The organism is Phenylobacterium sp. NIBR 498073 (assembly GCF_027286305.1).
GTDB lineage: Bacteria > Pseudomonadota > Alphaproteobacteria > Caulobacterales > Caulobacteraceae > Phenylobacterium.
Genome location: NZ_CP114599.1, coordinates 2,106,462 through 2,127,790, shown reverse-complemented (window position 1 = coordinate 2,127,790; position 21,329 = coordinate 2,106,462). Strand labels below are relative to the sequence as shown.

Annotated in this window: 18 protein-coding genes, 1 pseudogene and 1 riboswitch; of the genes and pseudogenes, 9 read left to right on the top strand and 10 right to left on the bottom strand. The window is 68.7% G+C overall.

Annotation, left to right across the window (positions count from 1 at the left end; all coding sequences use genetic code 11):
* Positions 1-183 precede the first annotated feature (183 nt).
* Together O4N75_RS10645 and O4N75_RS10640 are read left to right on the top strand one after the other, a co-directional pair.
* Positions 184-1,251 (top strand): efflux RND transporter periplasmic adaptor subunit, encoded by a 1,068-nt coding sequence (locus O4N75_RS10645; protein WP_269629310.1) that lies wholly within the window; start codon positions 184-186, stop codon positions 1,249-1,251.
* 30 nt (positions 1,252-1,281) lie between these two features.
* On the top strand, positions 1,282-4,518 hold the full coding sequence (locus tag O4N75_RS10640) for an efflux RND transporter permease subunit (RefSeq protein ID WP_269629309.1): 3,237 nt from the start codon (positions 1,282-1,284) through the stop codon (positions 4,516-4,518).
* Positions 4,519-4,522: 4 nt separating this feature from the next.
* Here the strand turns inward: O4N75_RS10640 and O4N75_RS10635 are convergent, their stop codons facing one another.
* The 3 genes from O4N75_RS10635 to O4N75_RS10625 are packed head-to-tail and all read right to left on the bottom strand — an operon-like array spanning position 4,523 to position 7,347.
* Positions 4,523-4,813, bottom strand: coding sequence for a hypothetical protein (locus O4N75_RS10635; RefSeq protein ID WP_269629308.1), 291 nt, complete (start codon positions 4,811-4,813; stop codon positions 4,523-4,525).
* A 55-nt stretch (positions 4,814-4,868) separates the two neighbouring features.
* Positions 4,869-6,710 carry an ABC transporter ATP-binding protein/permease gene (locus O4N75_RS10630; RefSeq protein WP_269629307.1) on the bottom strand — a complete coding sequence of 614 codons (1,842 nt, stop codon included), beginning with the start codon at positions 6,708-6,710 and terminating at the stop codon, positions 4,869-4,871.
* A gap of 7 nt (positions 6,711-6,717) precedes the next feature.
* Positions 6,718-7,347, bottom strand: a complete 630-nt coding sequence (locus tag O4N75_RS10625; protein ID WP_269629306.1) for a hypothetical protein — start codon at positions 7,345-7,347, stop codon at positions 6,718-6,720.
* 246 nt (positions 7,348-7,593) lie between these two features.
* Here O4N75_RS10625 and O4N75_RS10620 point away from each other — a divergent pair, with 246 nt between their 5' ends.
* Entirely contained in the window at positions 7,594-8,196 is a 603-nt protein-coding gene (locus O4N75_RS10620) for a TIGR00730 family Rossman fold protein (RefSeq protein WP_269629305.1), read from the top strand.
* Here O4N75_RS10620 and O4N75_RS10615 read toward each other — a convergent pair.
* The 6 genes and pseudogenes from O4N75_RS10615 to O4N75_RS10590 all read right to left on the bottom strand — a co-directional run bounded on the left by O4N75_RS10615 (position 8,193) and on the right by O4N75_RS10590 (position 14,968).
* Positions 8,193-8,717, bottom strand: coding sequence for a GNAT family N-acetyltransferase (locus O4N75_RS10615; protein ID WP_269629304.1), 525 nt, complete (start codon positions 8,715-8,717; stop codon positions 8,193-8,195). The genes O4N75_RS10620 and O4N75_RS10615 overlap by 4 nt on opposite strands.
* Positions 8,714-10,381 (bottom strand): NAD+ synthase, encoded by a 1,668-nt coding sequence (locus tag O4N75_RS10610; protein WP_269629303.1) that lies wholly within the window; start codon positions 10,379-10,381, stop codon positions 8,714-8,716. The genes O4N75_RS10615 and O4N75_RS10610 overlap by 4 nt, the downstream gene beginning before the upstream one ends.
* A gap of 38 nt (positions 10,382-10,419) precedes the next feature.
* Positions 10,420-11,477: pseudogene (locus tag O4N75_RS10605) on the bottom strand (histidinol-phosphate transaminase).
* 7 nt (positions 11,478-11,484) lie between these two features.
* Positions 11,485-13,866, bottom strand: coding sequence for a TonB-dependent receptor (locus tag O4N75_RS10600; RefSeq protein WP_269629302.1), 2,382 nt, complete (start codon positions 13,864-13,866; stop codon positions 11,485-11,487).
* Between the two features lie 142 nt (positions 13,867-14,008).
* On the bottom strand, positions 14,009-14,437 hold the full coding sequence (dksA, locus tag O4N75_RS10595; RefSeq protein ID WP_267229712.1) for an RNA polymerase-binding protein DksA: 429 nt from the start codon (positions 14,435-14,437) through the stop codon (positions 14,009-14,011).
* Between the two features lie 99 nt (positions 14,438-14,536).
* On the bottom strand, positions 14,537-14,968 hold the full coding sequence (locus O4N75_RS10590) for a flagellar assembly protein FliX (RefSeq protein ID WP_269629301.1): 432 nt from the start codon (positions 14,966-14,968) through the stop codon (positions 14,537-14,539).
* Between the two features lie 201 nt (positions 14,969-15,169).
* Here O4N75_RS10590 and O4N75_RS10585 point away from each other — a divergent pair, with 201 nt between their 5' ends.
* From O4N75_RS10585 to O4N75_RS10560, 6 genes are all read left to right on the top strand, one after another.
* Positions 15,170-16,276, top strand: coding sequence for a flagellar basal body P-ring protein FlgI (locus tag O4N75_RS10585; protein ID WP_267229714.1), 1,107 nt, complete (start codon positions 15,170-15,172; stop codon positions 16,274-16,276).
* Positions 16,276-16,584: a rod-binding protein gene (locus O4N75_RS10580; RefSeq protein WP_348649543.1), complete on the top strand. Its 309-nt coding sequence runs from the start codon at positions 16,276-16,278 to the stop codon at positions 16,582-16,584. The genes O4N75_RS10585 and O4N75_RS10580 overlap by 1 nt, the downstream gene beginning before the upstream one ends.
* 11 nt (positions 16,585-16,595) lie before the next feature.
* Complete coding sequence (locus tag O4N75_RS10575) at positions 16,596-17,039, top strand: flagellar basal body protein (protein WP_269629300.1); 444 nt, start codon at positions 16,596-16,598, stop codon at positions 17,037-17,039.
* Between the two features lie 103 nt (positions 17,040-17,142).
* Positions 17,143-17,298, top strand: a riboswitch (FMN riboswitch).
* A gap of 98 nt (positions 17,299-17,396) precedes the next feature.
* A complete protein-coding gene (locus tag O4N75_RS10570) occupies positions 17,397-17,894 on the top strand; it encodes a 6,7-dimethyl-8-ribityllumazine synthase (protein WP_183769629.1) in 498 nt (165 codons plus the stop codon).
* A gap of 8 nt (positions 17,895-17,902) precedes the next feature.
* The gene (locus O4N75_RS10565) at positions 17,903-18,331 is read left to right on the top strand and encodes a PaaI family thioesterase (protein WP_348649542.1); all 429 of its coding nucleotides are present in this window, start codon (positions 17,903-17,905) and stop codon (positions 18,329-18,331) included.
* A gap of 275 nt (positions 18,332-18,606) precedes the next feature.
* Entirely contained in the window at positions 18,607-19,518 is a 912-nt protein-coding gene (locus O4N75_RS10560; protein WP_269629299.1) for a PAS domain-containing protein, read from the top strand.
* Here the strand turns inward: O4N75_RS10560 and O4N75_RS10555 are convergent.
* Positions 19,515-21,104, bottom strand: coding sequence for an ABC-F family ATP-binding cassette domain-containing protein (locus tag O4N75_RS10555; RefSeq protein WP_269629298.1), 1,590 nt, complete (start codon positions 21,102-21,104; stop codon positions 19,515-19,517). The genes O4N75_RS10560 and O4N75_RS10555 overlap by 4 nt on opposite strands.
* Positions 21,105-21,329: the final 225 nt, after the last annotated feature.

Genomic DNA, 21,329 nt, shown 5'->3' with positions numbered 1-21,329 from the left:
GCTGCAATCATGCGGCGCCCGGGGCACATTATCGGCCCTTTGCGTCGTCTGCCCGCGAATTCATTTGCAGTCGTAGAACAGCGGCATCAGAAGACGCTAAAACCTATTTTCTGCGGCCCGGGCGTACGACTGCGATTCCAAGAGCGGTCGCGACTTCGTTGCTGCCCGGGGGGAAACGGCTGAATGCGAGTCAAGTCACAGTACCTGTTTGTGATCGCCGTCGTGGCCGTGCTGGTCCTGGCTTTCGCCATCGGCACCATTGTCAGCCGGGCGAACAAGTCTGGAAAGGCCGAGGCCAAGACCGCCGGCGCGGACGCCTTGCCCACCGTGCAGGCGGTGCTGACCCCGGAATCCACTCATGAATACGCCGTGGCGATCCGCGGCCGCACCGAGGCGGCGCGCAGCGTCGTGGTGCGTTCGGAGACAGCCGGCGTCGTCGCCGCCACCCCGGCGGTCGAAGGCTCGTTCGTACGCAAGGGCACGGTGCTGTGCCGGCTGAACGTCGACGCTCGCCAGGCGACGCTGGACCAGGCCCGCGCCAACCTGCGCTCGCGCCAGTTGCAGCAGAAGGCGTCGGCCGAGCTGGCGGCCAAGGGCTATCGCTCGCAGACCCAGGTGCTGCAGGACCAGGCCAATCTCGACAGCGCCGCGGCCACGGTCCGCCAGGCCGAGCTGGGCGTCGAGCAGATGAGCATCCGCGCCCCGTTCGACGGCGTGTTCGACAAGCGCGACGCCGAGGTCGGCGCCTATCTGGCCCCCGGTCAGCCCTGCGGCACGATGATCGAGCTCAATCCGCTGCTGATCGTCGGCGACCTGCCTGAGACCGAGGCTTCGAAGGTCAAGGTCGGCTCGAGCGCCAGCGCCCAGCTGACCTCCGGCGAGACCCTGGCCGGCAAGGTCCGCTACGCCGCGCGCGAGGCCGACGCGCAGACCCGCACCTATCGCATCGAGATCACCACCGCGAACCCGCAGATGACCCGTTCGGGCCTGTCGGCGGCGGTGCGGATCAACGCCGGGTCGGGCCCCGCGCACCTGGTGCCGCTGTCCTCGCTGGTGCTGGATGCGGGCGGGCGCCAGGGCGTGCGCTACGTGCTGGCCGACGACAAGGTCGCCTTCGCGCCGATCAAGGTGCTGGAGGAGACGGCGCAGGGCATCTGGGTGACCGGCCTGAAGGGCCCGGTCCGGGTGATCACGGTCGGCCAGTCGTACGTGGCCGAAGGTCAGAAGGTTCGAGTGGCCGCGGCGCGCTAGGCGCGCCCCTGCTCATCAGGAGACGAGGCTATGATCGGACCTCTGATCGATGGCGCGATCAAACGGCGCAAGGTGGTGCTGGCTGTCACCCTGATCGCCAGCCTGTTCGGGTTCTTCGCGTACCTGTCGATGCCGCGGGAATCCAACCCGAACATCGATTTCCCGTTCCTCACCGTGGTGGTGCCCTACCCCGGCGTCAGTCCCGAGGACGCCGAGCGGCTGCTCGTGCGGCCGCTGGAGACCGAGCTCCAGACGATCGAGGGCGTCAAGGAGATGAACGCGGTCGCCCGCCAGAGCATGGCGATCGTGAACCTGGAGTTCGAAGCCGACTTCGACAAGGACAAGGCCCTGGGCGAGGTCCGCGCCAAGGTCGACCTGGCCCGCGGCAAGTTCCCGCCCGACGCCGAGGAGCCGATCATCGAGGAGGCCAACGCCTCCGGCGAGCCGATCATCGGCATCGTGCTGTCGGGCGCGGCCCCGGAACGCACCCTGTTCCACATTTCGCGCAACCTGCAGGACCGGCTGGAAAGCACCCCCGGGGTGCTGGAGGTCTATCTGAACGGCGGCCGCGAGGAGCTGCTGGAAGTCACCATCGACCCGGTGCGCATGGAGGCGGCCAACGTCTCGCCGGGCGAGCTGGCGCAGGTGATCGGCCGCAACAACCAGCTGGTCCCGGCCGGCAACCTGGAATCCGGCGCCGGCAAGTTCGCGGTCAAGGTCCCCGGGGTGGTCAACCAGCCCGCCGACATCCTGGCCCTGCCGATCAAGAAGAACGGCGACCGGCTGATCACGGTCGGCGACATCGGCGACGTCCGGCGGACCTTCAAGGAAGCCAACTACATCACCCGCTTCAACGGCCAGCCGGCCTTCTCGGTGGACGTGGCCAAGCGGTCGGGGGCCAACGTCCTCGACACCGTCAAGGAAGTCCGCAAGGTCGTCGCCGAGGAGCAGAAGCGCTGGCCCGAGACGGTCAAGGTCTCGTACATCTTCGATGAAAGCGACTTCATCGGCCGTACCCTGGTGGTGCTGGAGAGCGGCCTGCTGATCGCCACCATCCTGGTCATGCTGATCATCGTGGCGACGCTGGGCATCCGCCAGGGACTGATGGTCGGCGCGGCGATCCCGGCCTGCTTCATGCTGGCCTTCCTGATGCTCAACGCCACCGGCGTGACCCTGAACCAGATGGTGATGTTCGGGCTGGTGCTGGCGGTCGGCATCCTGGTCGATGGCGGCATCGTGGTGGTCGAGTACGCCGACCGGAAGATGGCCGAGGGCATGTCCAAGGAGGAAGCCTTCGCCGCGGCCGGCAAGCGGATGTTCTGGCCGGTGCTGAACGGCACCCTGACGACGCTCTGCGCCTTCCTGCCGTTCCTGTTCTGGAACTCGATCCCCGGCAAGTTCATGAGCTTCCTGCCCATGACCCTGTTCTACGTGCTGGGCGCGTCGATCTTCATCGCCCTGATCTTCACCCCGGCCCTGGGCTCGATCTTCGGACGCAAGGCGGCGGTGGACGAGGCGCACCTGGCCGAGATCGAGAAGTCCGAACGGGGCGACCCGCGCGAGATGACCGGCTTCATGGGCTGGTACGCACGCACCATCGACAGCCTGGGCCATCACCCGACCACGACCATGTTCGCGACCCTGGCGGTCATCGTGGTGGTGGTCATCGCCTTCCGCGCCGAGAACAAGCCGACCGAGTTCTTCCTGCAGCAGGACCCGGAATACGTGGCCGTCTACGTCAAGGCGCGGGGCAACCTGTCGCCGCAAGCCCAGGACGTCATCGTGCGCCAGGTCGAGAGCCGGCTGATCGGGCAGAAGGGCATCAACTCGATTTTCGTGCGATCGGGCACGGCCAGCCCCGGCGGCGGCCCGAACTCGATCCCCAACGACACCATCGGCCGCATCAACGTGGACTTCGTCGACTACGAGGACCGGCTGGAGCTGGGTCTGGTCGGCAAGGACATCGCCAACGAGGTTCGCAAGCGCGTGGCCGGCATTCCCGGCGTCGAGGTCGAGGTGCGCGAGCCGCAGGGCGGTCCGCCGGTCGGCAAGGACGTGCAGGTCGAGCTGCGCAGCCAGGACCCCGCGGCGCTCAACAAGGCGGCCGACATCGTCAAGGCCAAGCTGGCCGCCGACCGGCAGCTACACGAGCTGGAGGACAACCGCACCTCGCCCGGCATCGAGTGGAACATGACTGTCGACCGCGAGGCCGCCGGCCGCTACGGCGTCGACGTGCTGACCGTCGGCCAGGCGATCCAGTTCGTGACCGGCGGGGTCCTGGTCGGGCGTTTCCGCCCTGACGACGCCGACGACGAGCTGGACATCCGCGTCCGCTTCCCGCCCGAGAGCCGCAACGTCGCGGCCTTCGACAGCCTGAAAATCCCGACCCAGTTCGGGCCGGTGCCGGCCAGCTACTTCATCAAGCTCGCCCCGGCCCAGCAGGTGACGACGATCCAGCGCCGCGACGGACAGCGGCTGGCGGTCATCCAGGCCAACGCCATCGAGGGGGTGGCGGCCAGCCACAAGATCGCCGAGCTGCGCCCCTGGCTGGAGAAAGCCAACCTGGACCCCAACGTGCGATGGAAGTTCACGGGCGCCGACGAGGAAGGCCAGGAGGCGGCGCGCTTCTTCGTCGCCGCCATGGCGGTCTCGCTGTTCCTGATGGGCGTCATCCTGCTCTGGCAGTTCAACTCGTTCTACGGCGTGCTGGTCACGCTGTCGGCGGTGGCGCTGTCGACCGTCGGCGTGCTGCTGGGGGTGGTCGTGAATATCGCCCACACCTTCGACTACATCTCGGTGATCATGCTGGGGACCGGGGTCGTGGCGCTGGCCGGGGTCGTGGTCGGCCACAACATCGTGCTGGTCGACACCTACTACCAGCTGCGCCGCGCCGGCTTCCCCGCCGACGAGGCGGCTGTGCGCGCGGCCACCCAGCGGTTCCGGCCGGTCATGCTGACCACGTTGGTGACGGTGGTCGGCCTGCTGCCCCTGATGTTCCAGCTGCACCCGAACTTCCACGGCATGCACCTGGAGTACAAGGCGCCCGGCTCCGAGTGGTGGGTGCAGCTGTCCGGAGCGGTGGTCTGGGGCCTGTCCTTCGCCACCCTGCTGACGCTGATCCTGACGCCGGTGATGCTGGCCGCCCCGAAGGTCTACGGCCGGCGGTTCGGCTGGCTGGGCGAGCGGCTGGGGCTGCGTAAGCGCAAGCGGCGCAGCGACGAGATCGTCGCCGGCGGCGAGAGCGAAATCGCCAAGGCCGCCGAGTAGGTCCTCAGACCTCGCGCGCCAGCCGCCGACGGTTGGCGCGCACCCGACGGCGGTAGAGCGCCATGGCCTTGGTCGCCCCGGCGTGCGGCGAGCCGCTCATGGCTCCGAGCGCAAGTTCGGTCTGGGCCGCCATCGCCGCCGAGACCTTCTCGGCCACCATGCGCTGGGCTTCGGCCGCCGCCCCTGCCCCGCCGCCGGCCAGCTTCATCATGCGCAGCGCCACCACCTGGCTGGACTCGGCCCCGAGCCAGAAGGCGTCGATCGACAGCTTCAGCCAGGGATTGGGATTGAACATCGGCGCGCCTTCGGAGACTTGAGCGCCAGAGCCTAGACCCAGTCTACAGCCGCCGTCACGCCTCGCGGGTCTGGCGACGCCAAAGAGCCGCATACTCGCCGCCCTTTTCGAGCAGTTCGGCATGGCGGCCGCGCTCGACGATGCGGCCGCGGCGCAGCACCAGGATCAGGTCGGCGTCGACGATGGTGGACAGGCGGTGGGCGATGACCAGGGTGGTGCGGCCGGCGCGGACCTTGCGCAGGGTCTCCTGGATGGCCGCCTCGGTCGGGCCGTCCAACGCGCTGGTGGCCTCGTCGAGGATCAGCAGGCGTGGATCTGCCAGCAGGGCGCGGGCGATGCCGACGCGCTGGCGCTCGCCGCCGGACAGCTTCAGGCCGCGCTCGCCCACCAGGGTGGCCAGACCGTTCGGCAGGCTGTCGATGAAGCCGCCCAGTTCGGCCGCCTCGGCCGCGGCGCGGATCTCGGCCGTGCTGGCGGCGGGCCGCGCAAAGGCGATGTTGGCGGCCATGGTGTCGTTGAACAGCGCCACGTCCTGCGGCACCAGGGCGATCGCCTGACGCAGCGAGCTCTGCCGAACCTGGCGCAGGTCGACGCCGTCGAGGGTGATCTTGCCGCTCTGCGGATCGATCAGCCGCAGGGCCAGGCGGATGGCGGTGGTCTTGCCCGCCCCGGACGGCCCGACCAGGGCCACCGTCGCGCCGGGCGCCGCGCGGAAGCTGACGTCGATCAGGCCGGTCGAGCGGGCGTCATGGCGGAACTCGACGTCCTCGAACACGATCTCGGCCCCGCGGCCGCTGGCCGGCGGCAGAGGCCGGGCGTCAGGGGCGTCGACGATGTCGGGCTTCACCGCCCGCAGTTGGACCATCTGCTCCATGTCGATGAAGGCCTGACGGATCTCGCGGTAGTTGAAGCCCAGCATGTTGAGCGGGCCGTAGATGCCGATCAGCAACAGGATAGCCATGGTCACGTCGCCGATCCGCATGCGGCCGTTCATGACCTCGTAGCCGGCCATCACCGTCATCAGCGCCAGGCCGAGATTGAGGACCAGGGCCTGCACCGCATTGAGCATGGCCAGCGAGGCGTTGGCCCGCACCCCGGCGCGGACATAGTCGGCCATCGCCGCTTCGTAACGGTCGACGGTGCGATCCTCAGAGCCGAAGGTCTTGACCGTCTCGTAGTTCAGCAGGGCGTCGACCGAGAGGCCGGCGCTGCGGCTGTCGGCCTCGTTCAACTCGCGCCGGTGGCTCAGCCGCCAGTCGGTGATCTTGAAGGTCAGCATCGCGTAGAGGACGATGGTGACGAAGGCGGTCGCGGCGAAACGCCAGTCCAGCCGCATGGCCATCACCGCCATGGCCAGCACCAGCTCGATCGCCGTCGGGCCGAGGTTGAACACCACGCTGCGCATCAGGAAGTCGGTGGAGCGCGCGCCGCGGTCGATAACCCGCGCCAAGCTGCCGGTCTGCTTGCCCTGGTGATAGTCGAGCCCGAGCGCCAGGGTGTGGGCGAAGGTCTCAGTGGCGGCCTTGGCCATGGTCGACTGGGCGACCACGGTGAAGATCATGTCGCGCAGGTTGGGCGCGCAGGCCGCGACCAACCGCAGGCCCGCAAACGCCAGGGCCAGCAGCAGGAAGTCGAAACCGAGCTGGGCGGCCTGGCCGGCGCCCGGCGCCAGGCGGTTGATCGCATCGCCCAGAGCCACCGGCGCGGCCACCCCAGCCGCCTTGCCGGCGAACACCAGGGCCAGGGATGCGGCCACGCGCCAGCGCAGGCCGGGCGCGCCCGAGCGCATGACCAGGGCGGCCAGGTCGCGCATCGAGCGCCAGAAGTCGAATTTCACCGACGCCGGGGCGATGGCGTCGGGAACCGCCTGACGGCGGGCGGCCATGGCAGGGGTCATCAGCGGCTCACTTCAGCAGGATGGTCGATTGGACCCCGCCGCCCGGGGTCATCCAGTCGACGCGAAGGCCCCCGGCTACGGCGGCGGCCCGGAAAGGCCCGCTGGCCAGCGCCGGCGCGGGGGTCGCATCGACCTCCACCGGGTTCTCGGTGGCGTCGCCGAAGACGTCGATCTGCCGGCGGCCCGGCTCCAGCGGCTGGGTCAGGGCCAGGACATAGCGGCCGCGGCCGTCGGCCCGCCCTTCGGCGAACTTGCGGCCGTCGATATGGACGCTGAGCGCGGCGCCGGCCGGGGCGCGGCCCGACACCACCGCCCCGCCCTCGCGATCGAAGTCGACGGCGTCGAGATCATTCTTGCCGGTGCGGCCGACACGCAACGCGCCGGTCCCGGCCCGCAGCAGCGCCGCCTCTCCGTCAGGGGTCAGCAGCAGATAGCCTTCGCTCTGCACCGTGCGCCCGCCGCCGGTCGCCGACAGGCCGTAGATCTGGGGCTGGGTCCCGCGCGGCGCCGCCAAGCGCCAGACGCCCTTTGAGTCGGCGTCGACGAACAGAGCCTGGCCCTGCGGCGTCGCCAGACGCACCCGCGAGGAGCCCGGGGCCGAGCCGCTGATCCGTAGGCTGTCGCCGTCGAGCCGCACCTCGCTGACCTGCGGCGGCGCGAGGTAGCCGACGTCAGCCTGGGCCGGCGCCCCCTTGGCGGCCGGCGCGGCGCTGGGCGCAGGGTCCTGGCCGCAAGCGGCCAGGCCGAGGGCGAGCGCCGCCAGCAGCGGCGGATGAAGCGGGACTCGGCGCAGCTTGAAACTCCCTGGTTCTCGGCCTAGCTAATCGGTCTTTCCCGGCGCCTCTGCAAGCGCGCCGCGTTGATTCTCCAGGAGCTTCATCAAATGGGCGACGCGCCCGACCGCCTCGACTCCGTCTGCGTCTTCTGCGGCTCGTCCGATGCGGCCGATCCGGCCCTGCTGGCCAGCGCCGCCGAACTGGGCCGCGGGCTGGCGGCGGAGGAGCTGACGATGATCTATGGCGGCGGCGGGGTCGGGCTGATGGGCGCCTGTGCGGTCGCCGCGCACGAGGCCGGCGGCAAGGTGCTGGGCATCATCCCGGCCTTCCTGAAGGAACGCGAACGCCGCCTGGACGTGGTCGAGACCGTCGTCGTGGAGTCCATGCACGAGCGCAAGATGATGATGTTCGAGCGCTCGGACGGCTTCGTCGTGCTGCCGGGCGGCATCGGCACGCTGGAGGAAGTGGTCGAGCTGCTGTCGTGGCGACGCCTGGACCTGCACGGAAAGCCGGTGGTGTTCTACAATCCGGACGGCTTCTGGGAACCGCTGTTCCACCTGTTCCAGCACACGGTCGACCAGCACCTGACCCCGCCCAGCTTCATGGCGAGCTGGGTCGCGGTCGACGCCATCGACGAGATCATCCCGGCCCTGCGCCGCGGCGTGCCGACCGGACCGGACGCCGCGCCGGACGTCGCCCAACTAACCTAGGGCCGCAGCCGCTCCAGCAGCACGATCTCGCCGTGATAGTCGGCGCGGGCGTATTCGCGGAAGCCGTTCTTCTCGGCGACCCGAAGCGAAGCGGCGTTGCCTGGGGCGATGATGCAGACCGTGCGCGGCTCCTCGAAGTTCGCGTCGCCCCAGGCCAGGGCCGCGGCGACCGCCTCGCTCGCATAGCCCTTGCCGTGGGCGGCCGGAGACATGACCCAGCCGATTTCCGGCGTCTCGCCGAGGGTCGGCTCCAGCGTACGCTGGAAGTTTGCAAAGCCGATGTCGCCGACCAGGCGGCCGTTGTCCTTTTCGCAGACCATCCAGGGGCCAAAGCCCATCTCTTCCCAGTGGCCGATGTTGCGTAGCAGGCGGTTCCAGGCCTCCTCGCGGGTGGAGGGCTTGCCCCCGATGAAGCGGGTGACCTCAGGATCGCCCCACATTGCGGCAAAGGCCTCGAAGTCGGTCCGCGACTGGCCGCGCAGAAGCAGGCGCTCGGTCTCGATGACGGGCGCGCGGCTCACCTCCCCGACACCACGTCGCGGAAGCCGTTGACGATCGGATAGCGGCGGTCGCGGCCGAAGGCGCGGGCCCCGACCTTCACGCCCGGCGCGGCCTGGCGGCGCTTGTACTCCGAATTGTAGAGCAGCCGCTGGATGCGCTCGACGGTCTCGGGCGCATGGCCGCGAGCGACGATCTCGTCGAGGGTCGCCTCTTCCTCCACCAACCCATGCAAGATCGCGTCGAGTTCGGCGTACTCCGGCAGGCTGTCCTGGTCCTTCTGGTCGGGGCGCAGTTCGGCCGACGGAGCTTTGGTCAGGATGCGCTCGGGGATCGGATCGGCGGCGACGCCGTAGGGATCGTTGGCGTTGCGCCAGTCGCAGACCGCGTAGACCTCGGTTTTATAGATGTCCTTCAGGACGTTGTAGCCGCCGCACATGTCGCCGTAGAGCGTGGCGTAGCCGACCGCCATCTCCGACTTGTTGCCGGTGGTCATCAGCATCAGGCCGAGCTTGTTGGAGAGCGCCATCAGCGAGACGCCGCGGGCGCGGGCCTGGATGTTCTCCTCGGTCAGGTCGGGCGCCTTGCCCTCGAAATGCGGAGTCAGCATCTGGGCGAAGGCGTCGATGGCCGGGACGATCGAGATCTCGTCGAGACGGATCCGAAGCCGCTTGGCGCAGTCCTCGGCGTCGTCGAGGCTGTCCTGGCTGGTGTAGCGCGAGGGCAGCATGAAGCAGCGGACCCGGTCGGGGCCGAGCGCGTCGGCGGCGACCACGGCGCTGATCGCCGAATCCACGCCGCCCGAGAGGCCGAGCAGCACGCCCGGGAAACCGGACTTGTTCACATAGTCGCGCAGGCCCAGCACCATGGCGCGGTAGACTTCCTCAGGGCCCGAGACCCAATCCGCCATCGGCGCCTCGACGCAGGCCCAGCCGCCCTGCCCCTTTTCCCAGACGGTCAGGGCGAAGGCTTCCTCGAACATCGGCAGGCGCATGACCACCTCGCCCTGGGCCGACAACGCGAACGAGCCGCCGTCGAAGACCAGCTCGTCCTGGCCGCCGACCTCGTTGACGTAGAGCATCGGCAGGCCGGTTTCAGCCACACGGGCCTTGGCCACCCCCATCCGCTCATGATCGGCGGTGCGGCGGAACGGCGAGCCGTTGGGGACCAGCAGGATCTCGGCGCCCTTGGCCTTCAGATCGGCGCAGATGGCATCCGACCAGATGTCCTCGCAGATCGGCGCGCCGAGCTTCACACCCTTCCATTCGAAGACGCTGGCCGAGGCGCCGGCCTCGAACACGCGCTTTTCATCGAAGACGCCGTAGTTCGGCAGGTCGCCCTTGATCGCCAGGCCCTTGATCTCGCCCTCGGCGAGGAAGGCCAGGGCGTTGTGCGGACGCCCGCCGGGCTTGGCGTTGGGCCAGATCACGCCGACCAGGGCGGCCGGGCCGTCCTTGGTCTCCAGCGCCAGCCGCTCGACTGCGGCCTTGCCGGCGGCCCAGAAGGCCGGCTTCAGCGCCAGGTCCTCGGGCGGATAGCCGTTGATGAAGAGTTCCGAGAAGATCGCGATGTCCGCGCCGGCCGCCTTGGCCTGGGCCAGGCGCTCGCGCGCCAGCGCCTCGTTATGGGCGATGGCGCCCACGGTCGGATTGGCTTGGATAGCGGCGATGACGAGGCGCGTGGACATGAATCCCATGTAGCCTCGCCATTCGCCGGGGGCCAGAGCTAGGCGGCCATTACCTTCGGCAAGACGCGCGCGAAGTGGGCCATGGCGGTCGGGTCGGCGACCGCAGCTCGCGCCCAGCCGGGGGCGGCGCCAGCGAACAGGCGCAGCATCACGCCCTCGGCCTCCAGCCGCTTGATCGTCCGGGCCGTGCCGAAATTGGCCCAGACATAGCTGCCATGTGAGCGGAGATAGGGAATCTTGACCGTGTCGCAGGCGCGGTAGAGGACCTGACGCCCCTGCTCCATCGCCCTGTTGGAGGCGGCCAGATAGTCCGTGTCGCGGTAGCTGACGGCCGCCGCCGACAAACCCGGCCCGTTGCGCGAGGGCGCCAGCAGCATGCGGATCGCCCGCGCCCTTTCAGGCTGGGCGATGCAGTAGCCGATGCGCACCGCGGCCAGCGCGTAGCTCTTGGAAAAGGTGCCGACGACGATCACGTCGTGGCCTTCACGCACCAGGTCGACGACGCTCTCGCCGGATCCAGGCTCATGTCGATGAAGGCTTCGTCGACGATCACCGGGGCGAATCTGGCGGCGTGGATGCAGAAGCTGCGCAACGCCGTCCGATCGGCGAGCAGGCCGGTCGGATTGTTGGGGTTGCAGACGTAGGACAACTGCACGTCCGGCCCCAGCGACCGCGCCATGGCGGCGAAGTCGATCTGCTGGTCTGGCGCCATCGCCACACGGCGGGCCTGCTGGCCCACCCGCGCGGCGTAACTGATGTGGGTGTCGTAGGTCAGGGCCGGTGCGAGCTGAACGCCGCCCTTGGTCCAGAAGGACGACATCATGGCCAGCGGCTCCAGAGCGCCGGTGGAGATCGCCACATGGGCCGGAGTGACGCCGTTGGCCTTGGCGATCACGGCCACCAGCGCCGCTTCCTCGGCGTGGGGATAGTGCTCGACGTGGGTCACAGCCTTGGCCAGCGCCGCGCGGGCGGCGGCGCTGGGGCCGAACGGGTTCTCGGTGATGTTCAGCGCGGCCAGGGCGTCGGCCGCACCGGCGCCCGCCGGGACGGCCGCCAGGGCCAGGCCCGCCAGGCCGCGCCGCGTGATGTCGCCCATCGCGCCCTCAGAACTTCGCGCCGACGCGGACGTAGTAGAGCCCGCCGTCGGTGTCGTAGACCGCGTTGCGCGAATAGATCAGGCCGCGCGAGGCCTGGAAGGTCGCCTCGTCCGGGTAGGTGTCGAAGAGGTTCTCCGCACCGACGGTGATCTTCACCTGGTCGGTGACCTGGGCGCTGAGCGACACGTCGACGAAGGTCCGCGCGCCGAAGGCCTGGACGAGGTCGGCGGACGATTGGAACTGGGCGTCGGTCCAGTCGCCGAAATAGCGGACCCGGGCCATGCCCTCGAACATGCCCCAGGCGTAGAACGCCGTGACGTTGCCTGTGTGCTCAGGCAGGCCGTCCTCGATGTTGATGCGGGCTAGGTTGGAGACCTCGCTGAGCTTGGAGCGCGTGACCTTGGTGTCGTTCCAATTGTAGGCGGCGGTCAGCGTCAGGGTTCCCTCCCCCACCACGGTCTTCCAGGAGCCGACGGCGTCGATCCCCTGCGTGCGGGTGTTGAACGAGTTGGTGAAGTAGCTGACCGAGGTCAGCGAATCGGCTCCGGGCACGCCCAAGCGCACCAGCTGGGCGCGAATCGCCGGGGTCACGGTGAAGTTCGGCGAGGTGGCGAAGCGGTCGTCGACCTCGACCCGGTAGTAGTCCAGCGAAGCTGTCAGACCGTTGTCGGCGTTGCGATAGACCAGGCCCACCGAGACGTTCTTCGAGGTTTCCGGCTCAAGCGGCTTGGCGCCGAAGAACTGCGCAACCGGGTTGGCCGGCGAAAGACGGCCGGCGGTGAACAGCTGCAGCGTCGTGGTGTCCAGGCCCTGGGACGTGCGGGTGCTGTTCAACTGCCCAGGCGTCGGAGCGCGGAAGCCGGTTGAGGCCGCGGCGCGAACGGCCCAGTTCGGCGAAATCTGATAGCGGGCGGCGATCTTGCCGTCGGTGGTCGAGCCGAACTCGGAGAAGTCCTCGTAACGGATGGCGATGTCGGTGGAGAAGGCGTCGGTCCAGGAAAGGTCGAGGTCGACATAGCCCGCGTAGCTGGTCTGGTCCCACGACCCGGCCTGCGAAGAACTGTAGCCCGGGAAACCGTTGGAGCCAGAGGGCAGACCGGCCGGGGCGCCGGGGCCGACCTGATAGGACATCGGATCGCCTGCGCCGATCTTGTAGGTCTCCACCCGCCGCTCGGCCCCGAAGGCCAGATTGGCGGTCTCCGCCAGGAAGCTCAGTTCCACCGGCTTGGTGAAGTCGAGGTTGAGGTTCTGCTCGCGCTGGGTCAGGACACCGGCGCGGAAGGCGGTCGGCGATTGCGGGCCGAATGAGGCGTTGATCGTCTCGTTGATGAAGTAGTCGATCTTGTCCTCGCCCAGCGAGGCGTTGAAATCCCAAGACAATCCACTGTCTAACTCGCCGCGCAGGCCGGCGTTGACCGCGTAGTCCGTCTCGTCCTGGCCGAACTTCGGCGAGAAGCCGACCGGATAGATTTGGCGTAGATTCCAGCCCGGAAACGCGGCGCTGTTGCGATAGGCGGTGTCGGTCGAGGGGTTGCGCCAGTTGAAGTCGGTCACGCCGCTGGAGTCTGTGTAGGTGGCGAAGCCGTAGAGCTCGACCGCCTCGTTCAGCGGGATGGAGGCGTCGACGACGAAGCGGGTGGCGTCGCGATCCGGCTGGCCCCAACGCTGCACCGGATTGGGGACCGTCAGCGTGGGATTGGCGGCTTGGAAGGCGATGGCGTCCGGACGCTGACGGGTGCGCGAAGTCGCTTCGCTGTCGGTGTAGGTCAGGGTGGCGACGAGATGCCCGCCGTCGCCGATGGCCCAACCGGCGCGGATGCCGCCCTCAAGCACTCGGCCGTCGCCCTCGTAATACTGCGAGGCCTGGGCGAAGGCGCTGACACCCGGCTGATCGTTCAGGATCAGGTTGATGACGCCGGCTATAGCGTCCGAGCCGTACTGGGCCGAGGCGCCGTCGCGCAGCACCTCGATCCGCTTGATGGCGAAGCTGGGGATCTGGCCGAGATCGACGCCCTGGGCGCCGCGACCGCCCAGCAAGGCCGACCGATGCCGGCGCTTGCCGTTGATCAGCACCAGGGTCTGGTCGGGGGAAAGGCCGCGCAAGGTGGCGGGACGCACGAAGGCCTGACCGTCCGCGGCTGGCAGCCGCTGGACATTGAAGGACGGCACCGCCGCGACCAGCTTTTCCATGAGTTCGTCGGAAACCGTGCTTTCCAGCACCGACTCCGAGATGACATCCACCGGGGCGGCGGACTCGAACGCCGTGCGGTCCACGCGGCGGGTGCCGGTGACGATGACGTCCTCAACTTGCGTGTCGGTCGTGTCCGCCTCGGCGAAGGCCGGTTGGGCGATGGCGAAGGCGAGTACGGCGGCAGCCGTGGTGGTCATTAGGCGCATAGCAATCCCCCGAAACAACTGGGAGGCTGCTAGCCCTTGCGCATGACGACACGAGTTCAGCCGCGTGAATGCTGCGCGACAGTCTCATGGCCATATGAAGAAGGGCGACCCCGGAGGATCGCCCTTCTCAATCTCAGTCGTCCCGATGGACCCGTTCGCGGCGTTCGTGCCGCTCCTGGGCCTCCAGGCTCAAGGTCGCGATCGGACGGGCTTCGAGGCGGGCGACGCCGATCGGCTCGCCGGTGTCTTCGCAGTAGCCGTACGATCCATCCTCGATCCGCCGCAACGCCTCGTCGATCTTGGAGATCAACTTGCGCTGGCGATCGCGAGTGCGGAGTTCGAGGGCTCGGTCAGTTTCCGACGTCGCCCTGTCCGCCAAGTCGGGATGGTTCTCGGTCTCAGTCTGAAGATGAGCGAGAGTTTCCCGGGACTCGCGAAGGATGTCCTCTTTCCAGTTCAGCAGCTTTTGTTTGAAGTACTCAAGCTGCCGCTCATTCATGAATTCCTCGTCCTCGGAAGGACGATATTCAGGCTTTTCCGCCAACATCGTGGCCGTGCTCATAGACGCCTCAAGCCCCCTCGGTACATCAACCCGACGAAACGCGGGCCGCTTATACCAAATAGAAATCCGCTTTCAACGAACCTCGCTCTCCGCAGGCCATTACGCCGCACGATTCGCGCGCTCGAGTTTAGCGAGCTCCACGGCAGCACGGGTTTCAATCTCGTTCAATACACCTTCTAGGCGTTCGTCGTCCGAGCCTTGCCGCTCCTCGGCGACCGCCCGCTTCAGGCGATCTAGATCGTCCACCGACACGTCGCCCGAAAGGAGCGCGATCTTCACGTCTTCGAGAACGTCGAGAATCTTGCCTGCGCGCCCAACGGCGCGGCGGCGGCGTTCCAGCGGCCCGCCGATCTCCTGCAGGGCGAGGATCGCATCGACGCTCATCACCCCGCCGACCCCGCCGGCGCGCGCGACCTGAGCTGCGCCTGCAGCCGCTGTGGGTTGGGCGATCTGGAAGCCTTCGCCGCCGGCCGACTTAGCCTTGCCCGGCCCGGCGGCCGATCCAACGCCGCTTGTTCCGCTGACCTTCATGAAAGGCCCTCTACCATGCTTCGTCCCAAATCTCTCGGGGCAAGCTTATGGTATGGTTAATGCCGGGCAATTTCTGCCGCCAGGCGCCTCCGATGCGGCGCCGCGCAAACCTTCACCATTGATTTTGCTCACTTTTTGAACTGGCACGCCCGTCGCAAGGGACCAGCAAGCTCTTTGCCGTCCGTATTGCGTCGAGGTCCCATGCGTCGAACTTTCCGCCTCTTCAGCGCCGCTTTCGTCGCCGCCGCCCTGGTTTCGGGGCCGGCCTTCGCGAAGTCGCGGATCAAGGACATCGTCGAGTTCGAGGGCGTGCGCGACAACATGCTGGTCGGCTACGGCCTGGTGGTCGGCCTGAACGGCACCGGCGACAGCCTGCGCAACGCCCCGTTCACCCGCCAGAGCCTGGAGGCCATGCTCGAGCGGCTGGGGGTCAACACCCGCGACACCAACCTCAACACCAAGAACGTCGCCGCCGTGATGGTGACGGCCCGCCTCCCCGCCTTCGTCGCCGCCGGCGCGCCGATCGACGCGACCGTGTCGGCCATGGGCGACGCCAAGAGCCTGCAGGGCGGCACGCTGCTGGTCACCCCGCTGCTGGGCGCCGACGGCCAGGCCTACGCGGTCAGCCAGGGCACGGTGCAGACCGGCTCGATCTCGGCCGGCGGCGCCTCGGGCTCGTCAGTGTCCAAGGGCGTTCCGACGGCCGGCCGGATCGCCGGCGGGGCCATCGTCGAGCGCGAGATCGGCTTCCAGATGGCGAGCATGGGCGAGTTGCGCATGACCCTGCGCAATCCCGACTTCTCGACCGCCCGCAAGATCGCCGATGCGGTCAACACCCGCTTCCCCGGCGCCGCGCGCGCCGACAACCCGACCATCGTCACGATCCGCTCGCCGGGCGGCCAGGACATGGTCTCGTTCATGTCGCAAGTCGAGAACCTGAGCGTCGAGACCGACAGCCCGGCCAAGGTGGTGATCGACGAGGTCGCCGGCGTGATCGTGATGGGCGAGAACGTCCGCGTCTCCACGGTCGCCATCGCCCAGGGCAACCTGACCATCACCGTGCGCGAGAGCCCGGCGGTCAGCCAACCGGCCCCGTTCAGCCGCGGCCAGACCGCGGTGGTCCCGCAGTCCGACGTCCAGGTGGACGAGGAGAAGGGCAAGAAGTTCATCACCCTGCGCGACGGAGCCTCGCTGGCCAGCCTGGTCGCCGGGCTGAACGCGCTGGGCGTCACGCCGCGAGACATGATCTCGATCCTGCAGACCATCAAGGCGGCCGGCGCGCTGCAAGCCGACATCGAGGTGATGTGATGGACCTGACCTCCAGCACCTTCAGCGTTCCGACGGCGGCGACGCCGCAGCTCACCGCCGAGCAACTGGCCAAGCGCGGCCAGATCGAGAAGACCGCCAAGGACTTCGAGGCCTCGTTCCTGTCGGTGATGCTGAGCCAGATGTTCAAGGACGTCGGGGCCGAGGCGCCGTTCAACGGCGGCCATGGCGAGGCGGCGTTCAAGTCGTTCCTGAGCGACGCCATGGCCAAGCAGGTCGGCAAGGCCGGCGGCGTCGGCCTGTCCGATCGGGTCGCCCAGGAAATGTTGAAGCTTCAAGGTCTGAGTTAGGAGAGTTTGGCATGGCGATCTCCGCCACGGACGCGACCGACCGCGTCGAACAACTGATCGTTCTGACCGAGCGCCTGACCGAGCTCATCGCGCACGAGGCGCTGGCGTTCGAGGAGCGCCGGCCCCAGGACGCAGCGCTGCACATCGAGGAAACCTCGAAGCTGGCCAACGTCTATCGTCACGAGTCGGCCCGCGTGCGCGCCAACCCGAACCTGGTGGCCGGCGCGCCGCTGGTCCAGCGCACGCGGCTGATCCGCGCCACCGAGGCGTTCGACGCCGTGCTGGCTCGCCAAGGCCGCGCCCTGGACGCCGCCAAGACGGTCACCGAGGGCCTGGTTCGGGCGATCGCCGAGGAAGTGGCCTCCAAGCGCAACACTGGTTCGGGCTACGGCCGCGGCGGGGTCGCCGCGCCGGCCGCCTCGGCCACCTCGATCACGCTGAACAAGCGAGCGTAGACGGGCTGTCAGCCCCTCTGGGGCCCCGCCTCAGAAATTAAACACTTGTTTGACGTTGGGTCATGGGCCTACCCTTGCCGCTGTCGTCGGGCTGTTCCGGCGACCGCGTTCTCAGGGCGGGGTGAAAGTCCCCACCGGCGGTAATGGCGGCTTCGGCCGCACGAGCCCGCGGGCGCCTGGCGGTCGATAGGTCGTCGGGGACAGCAGATTCCGGTGCGATTCCGGAGCCGACGGTTAGAGTCCGGTTATGAGAACCGCTGGCGACGGCCAGTCCTTGCACGCCTGCGTGCGGGATTCCCTGGCCGGGGCCTAGCGTCTCCCTGAGTCGTGGTTTCAATCCATCTCAGGGATCTGACCATGACTGTCACCCACTTCGAAGTCCCCACCGCCAACGGCGCCTTCCGTCTGGCCCGCATCGCCTTCGTCCAGTCCGGCTGGCACAGCGAGATCGTCGACAACGCCTATCAGGGCTTCCTGAAGGAGATCGGCGGCCTCGGCTTTTCGGAGAGCGCCATCGACCGGTTCGAGGTGCCCGGCGCCTTTGAAATCCCGCTGCACGCCCAAACCCTGGCCAAGACCGGCAAGTACGCCGCCATCGTCGCCGCCGGCTTCGTGGTCGACGGCGGCATCTATCGCCACGATTTCGTGGCCTCGACGGTGATCAGCGGCCTGATGCAGGTGCAGCTCTCGACCGAGGTGCCGGTGTTCTCGGTGGTGCTGACGCCGCACCATTTCCATGAGCACGACGTCCACCAGACCTTCTTCCGCGAGCACTTCCTGACCAAGGGCGCGGAGGCGGCCCAGGCCGTGGCCAAGACCATCGCCAGCCTGGCCAAGCTCGCCGCGGCGGCGTGAGGCATGGGATGATGCAGGAGACCCTCGCCATCCCGCTCGGCTTCCAGCGGCACTTCCGGCAAAGTCCGCTGACCGACCCCTGGGAGCCGATCTACAGCCGCCGCACCGACAGCGCGGTGGTGCTGGGGCTGGTGGCCGAGGCCGCGCACACCAACAGCCGCGGCATGGTGCACGGGGGGCTGATCAGCGCCCTGGCCGACAACGCCATGGGCCTCTCCTGCGCGCACCGGCTGGGGCCGGACGCCAGCCTGGTGACCGTCAACCTCGCGCTCGACTTCCTGGGCGCGGCGAAGATCGGCCAGTGGCTGGAGTTCGACACCGTGTTCGTGAAGCCGGGCTCCACCCTGGCCTTCGCCCAGGCCTTCGTCACCGCCGACGGTGAGCCCTGCGCGCGGGCCAACGGCACCTTCCGCGTGGTGCGCAAGGCCGCGGCCTAGCTCCGCCGCGACGTCGGGCGGCCTCGGGCGTGTCGGTCCGGGGCCGCTCCCTCGCGAGCAGGTTGGCGACCTCTCACCTTTGCGTAGAGTAAGCGCATAAAGTACGCATTTTACGCATCTTTTGCGGACGACAATCCTTCAGCGCAGGCGACATATTTCGAGTTGCGCTCTGCCACGAAGCAACGCTAGCGTTTGGTTAAGCGTAGCTGGGCCTTGGGGGCGAGCCTTCCGGGAATTGCGCAGTCCGCGGAATTCACGCGAAGCTTGGAAGTGCGATGAACAATGGCCACGGGGAGCCTTCCGTCGTTACCGCCGGCGAGATCAGCCGGAATTTCGGACAGTGGCAGGATCGAGCATTGGGCGGTCCGGTCATCGTTACCCACCACGGGCGACCACGGGTAGTATTGGTATCGGCCGACTACTACTCAGCATCGAAGGAAGACCATTCCTTCCACCCGCGCGAAGACAACGAACCGTTCTTCGAGACCAGCCAGCACGCAATCCTCGATCATGTGACCGAGGCGTTCATGGCCGTGAACTCCCAGTTGCACATCACCGCCGTGAACCACGTGTTCGAAGCGCTGGTGGGCCATAGCGCCTCGCAGCTGGTCGGCCGGTTCTGGGAAGACCTGTTTCCGGCGACCGCCCGCTCGCTGATGGGCGAGCAGCTCAAGCGCGCGCTGCGGAGCGGCGAGACGCTGGAGTTCGAGGCGCCTGGCGACGCGCCCGGCGTGCGCCACTACGGCTTCCGCGCCTTTCCCTATCCAGGCGGCGTGGCGGTGCTGATCCAAAACCGCACCGCCGAGCGCGAGATGCAGGCGCAGCTGAACGAAGCGCGCGCCCTGGACGCGGCGCTGTCGATGCTGCCGCAGGTGATGGTTCTGCGGCTCAATGTCCGCGGAGTTCTGGCCACCATCGATCCGGGGTTCGCCAAGCTGCTTGGCTTCTCGGCCGACGAACTGGTTTCCTGCCGCCTGCCCGACATCGCCCGGCCGCGCGACCGCGCCGACCTGACCGCGGCGCTGGAAGCCGTGCTGCAGGGCGGCCAGCCGAGCCAGGTCGCCACCACCCTGCTGGTCAAGGACGGCGGCGAGCTGGCGGTGCGCATCGGCCTGGCCAGCATCATCCGCGACCTGGTCCCCGACGGCCTGGTCGCGGCGGTGACCCTGGACTCCAGCCAGGCCTAGTCGTCGCCTAGCCGCACTTCCCGATCCACGGAGATCGCGTTCAGAAAATCGCGGTCGTGGCTGACCACCAGAATCGCTCCGTCATAGCCGCGCAGCGCCGCCTCGACCGCCGCGATCGAGTCGAGGTCCAGGTGGTTGGTCGGCTCGTCGAGGACGAGCAGCTGGGGCGGCGTCGCCGACATCAGCACGCAGGCCATGGCCGCGCGCAGGCGCTCGCCGCCGCTGAGCGCGGCGACCGGCTTTTCCGCGGCGGTGTTGCGGAACAGGAACCGGGCGAGCGCCGCGTGGGCGTCGTTGCGGGTGGCGCCGAGGTTCAGCCGCTGGAAGGCGTCGACCAGGGTCTCGTCGGGCGCCAGCATGGCGGTCTGCTGGTCAAGCAAGGCGAAGCGTGCGCCGTGCGTGACGCGCCCAGCGGTGGGCGTCAGGTCGCCGGTGACCAGCCCGATCAGGGTCGACTTGCCCGCGCCGTTACGGCCGGTCACCGCCACTCGCTCGGGGCCTGCGATCCGCAACGACAGGCCGCTGAGCACGGGCCGCCCCCCCGGATAGGCGAAGGCGGCCTCGTCGAGGGCCAGCACCGTCTTGCCGGCCGCCAGTCCCGAAGGCGGCAGCTCGAACGCCAGGCGCCGCAGACGCTCCACGCGCCCCTGCGCCTCGGCCAGGTCGCCAGCGGCCTGTTCGCGCAGCCGAGCGGCCACCTGCCCCTCACGCGCCCCTGAGTTCTCCGCCCGTTCGGCCATGCCGCCGAGCAGGATCTTGGGCTCGCTGCGCTTGGCCGCGAACTTGCGCCCGGCCGCGTCCCGGCGGTCCTTGCGCTCGCGCGCGACCTGGGTCTCGCGCTCGACGCGGGCCACCGTCCGCTCGGCGTCGGCCAGCTCACGGACGGCGGCCGCCTCCTCCTGGGCCTTGCGCTCGGCATAGAGGTCGTAGCCGCCGCCATAGACCCTGGCCCCCAGGCTGGTCAGCTCGACCGTCCGGTCCATCAGGCGCAGCAGGGCGCGGTCGTGACTGACCACCACCGCCCCGCCCTTCCACGCGGCCAGCACCTGGGCGATCAGGTCGCGCGCCTCGGCGTCGAGATTGTTGGTCGGCTCGTCCAGCAGCAGCAGGTCCGGCTCGCGGGCCAGCAGCCCGGCCAGCGAGGCGCGGGTCGCCTGCCCGCCGCTGAGCTCGGCGGCCGGGCGCATGGGGTCGAGCCCCGCCAGCCCAACCTGGGCCAGCCCCGCCTCCAGGCGCGAGAGCAGGCTCCAGTCGGCGTCGGCGAAATCGTCCTCGCTCCCGGCGCCGGCCTCGATCCGCTCCAGGCGGGCCAGCTCGCCGGCGAGCCCCAGGATGTCGGCCACGCTGGCGCCCGGCGGCGGGGCCAGGGCCTGGCGCAGCACGCCGACGCGGCCGCGCACGACGACCGTCCCGGCCGCAGGCGCGATCTCGCCCAGCATCAGCCGGATCAGGGTGGTCTTGCCCACGCCGTTGCGCCCCACGAGGCCGGTGCGTTCGGCCCCGAAGGCGAGGGTCAGGTCGTCGAAAAGCGGGTGGCCGTCAGGCGTTTTGTACGAAAGGCCGTCGAGCGTGAGGAAGGCGGACATGCGAAACCATGGACAGATTGACGTTCGGGACGAGTTGGCTGGTCGTCGCGATGTCCATGGTGCTGCGGTCTCCCTGCGGTGAGCGACCGATATAGGGGGCGGCGCATGGGTTCGCAAATCGCGGATTTCGGACCTCGCGCCGTGGCCGCGCTTGCGATGCGGGCCCGACATGCGGATTTGAAAGCAAGAGCCGGAGTTTCAGCGCCCGATCACGGGCCTATCCCA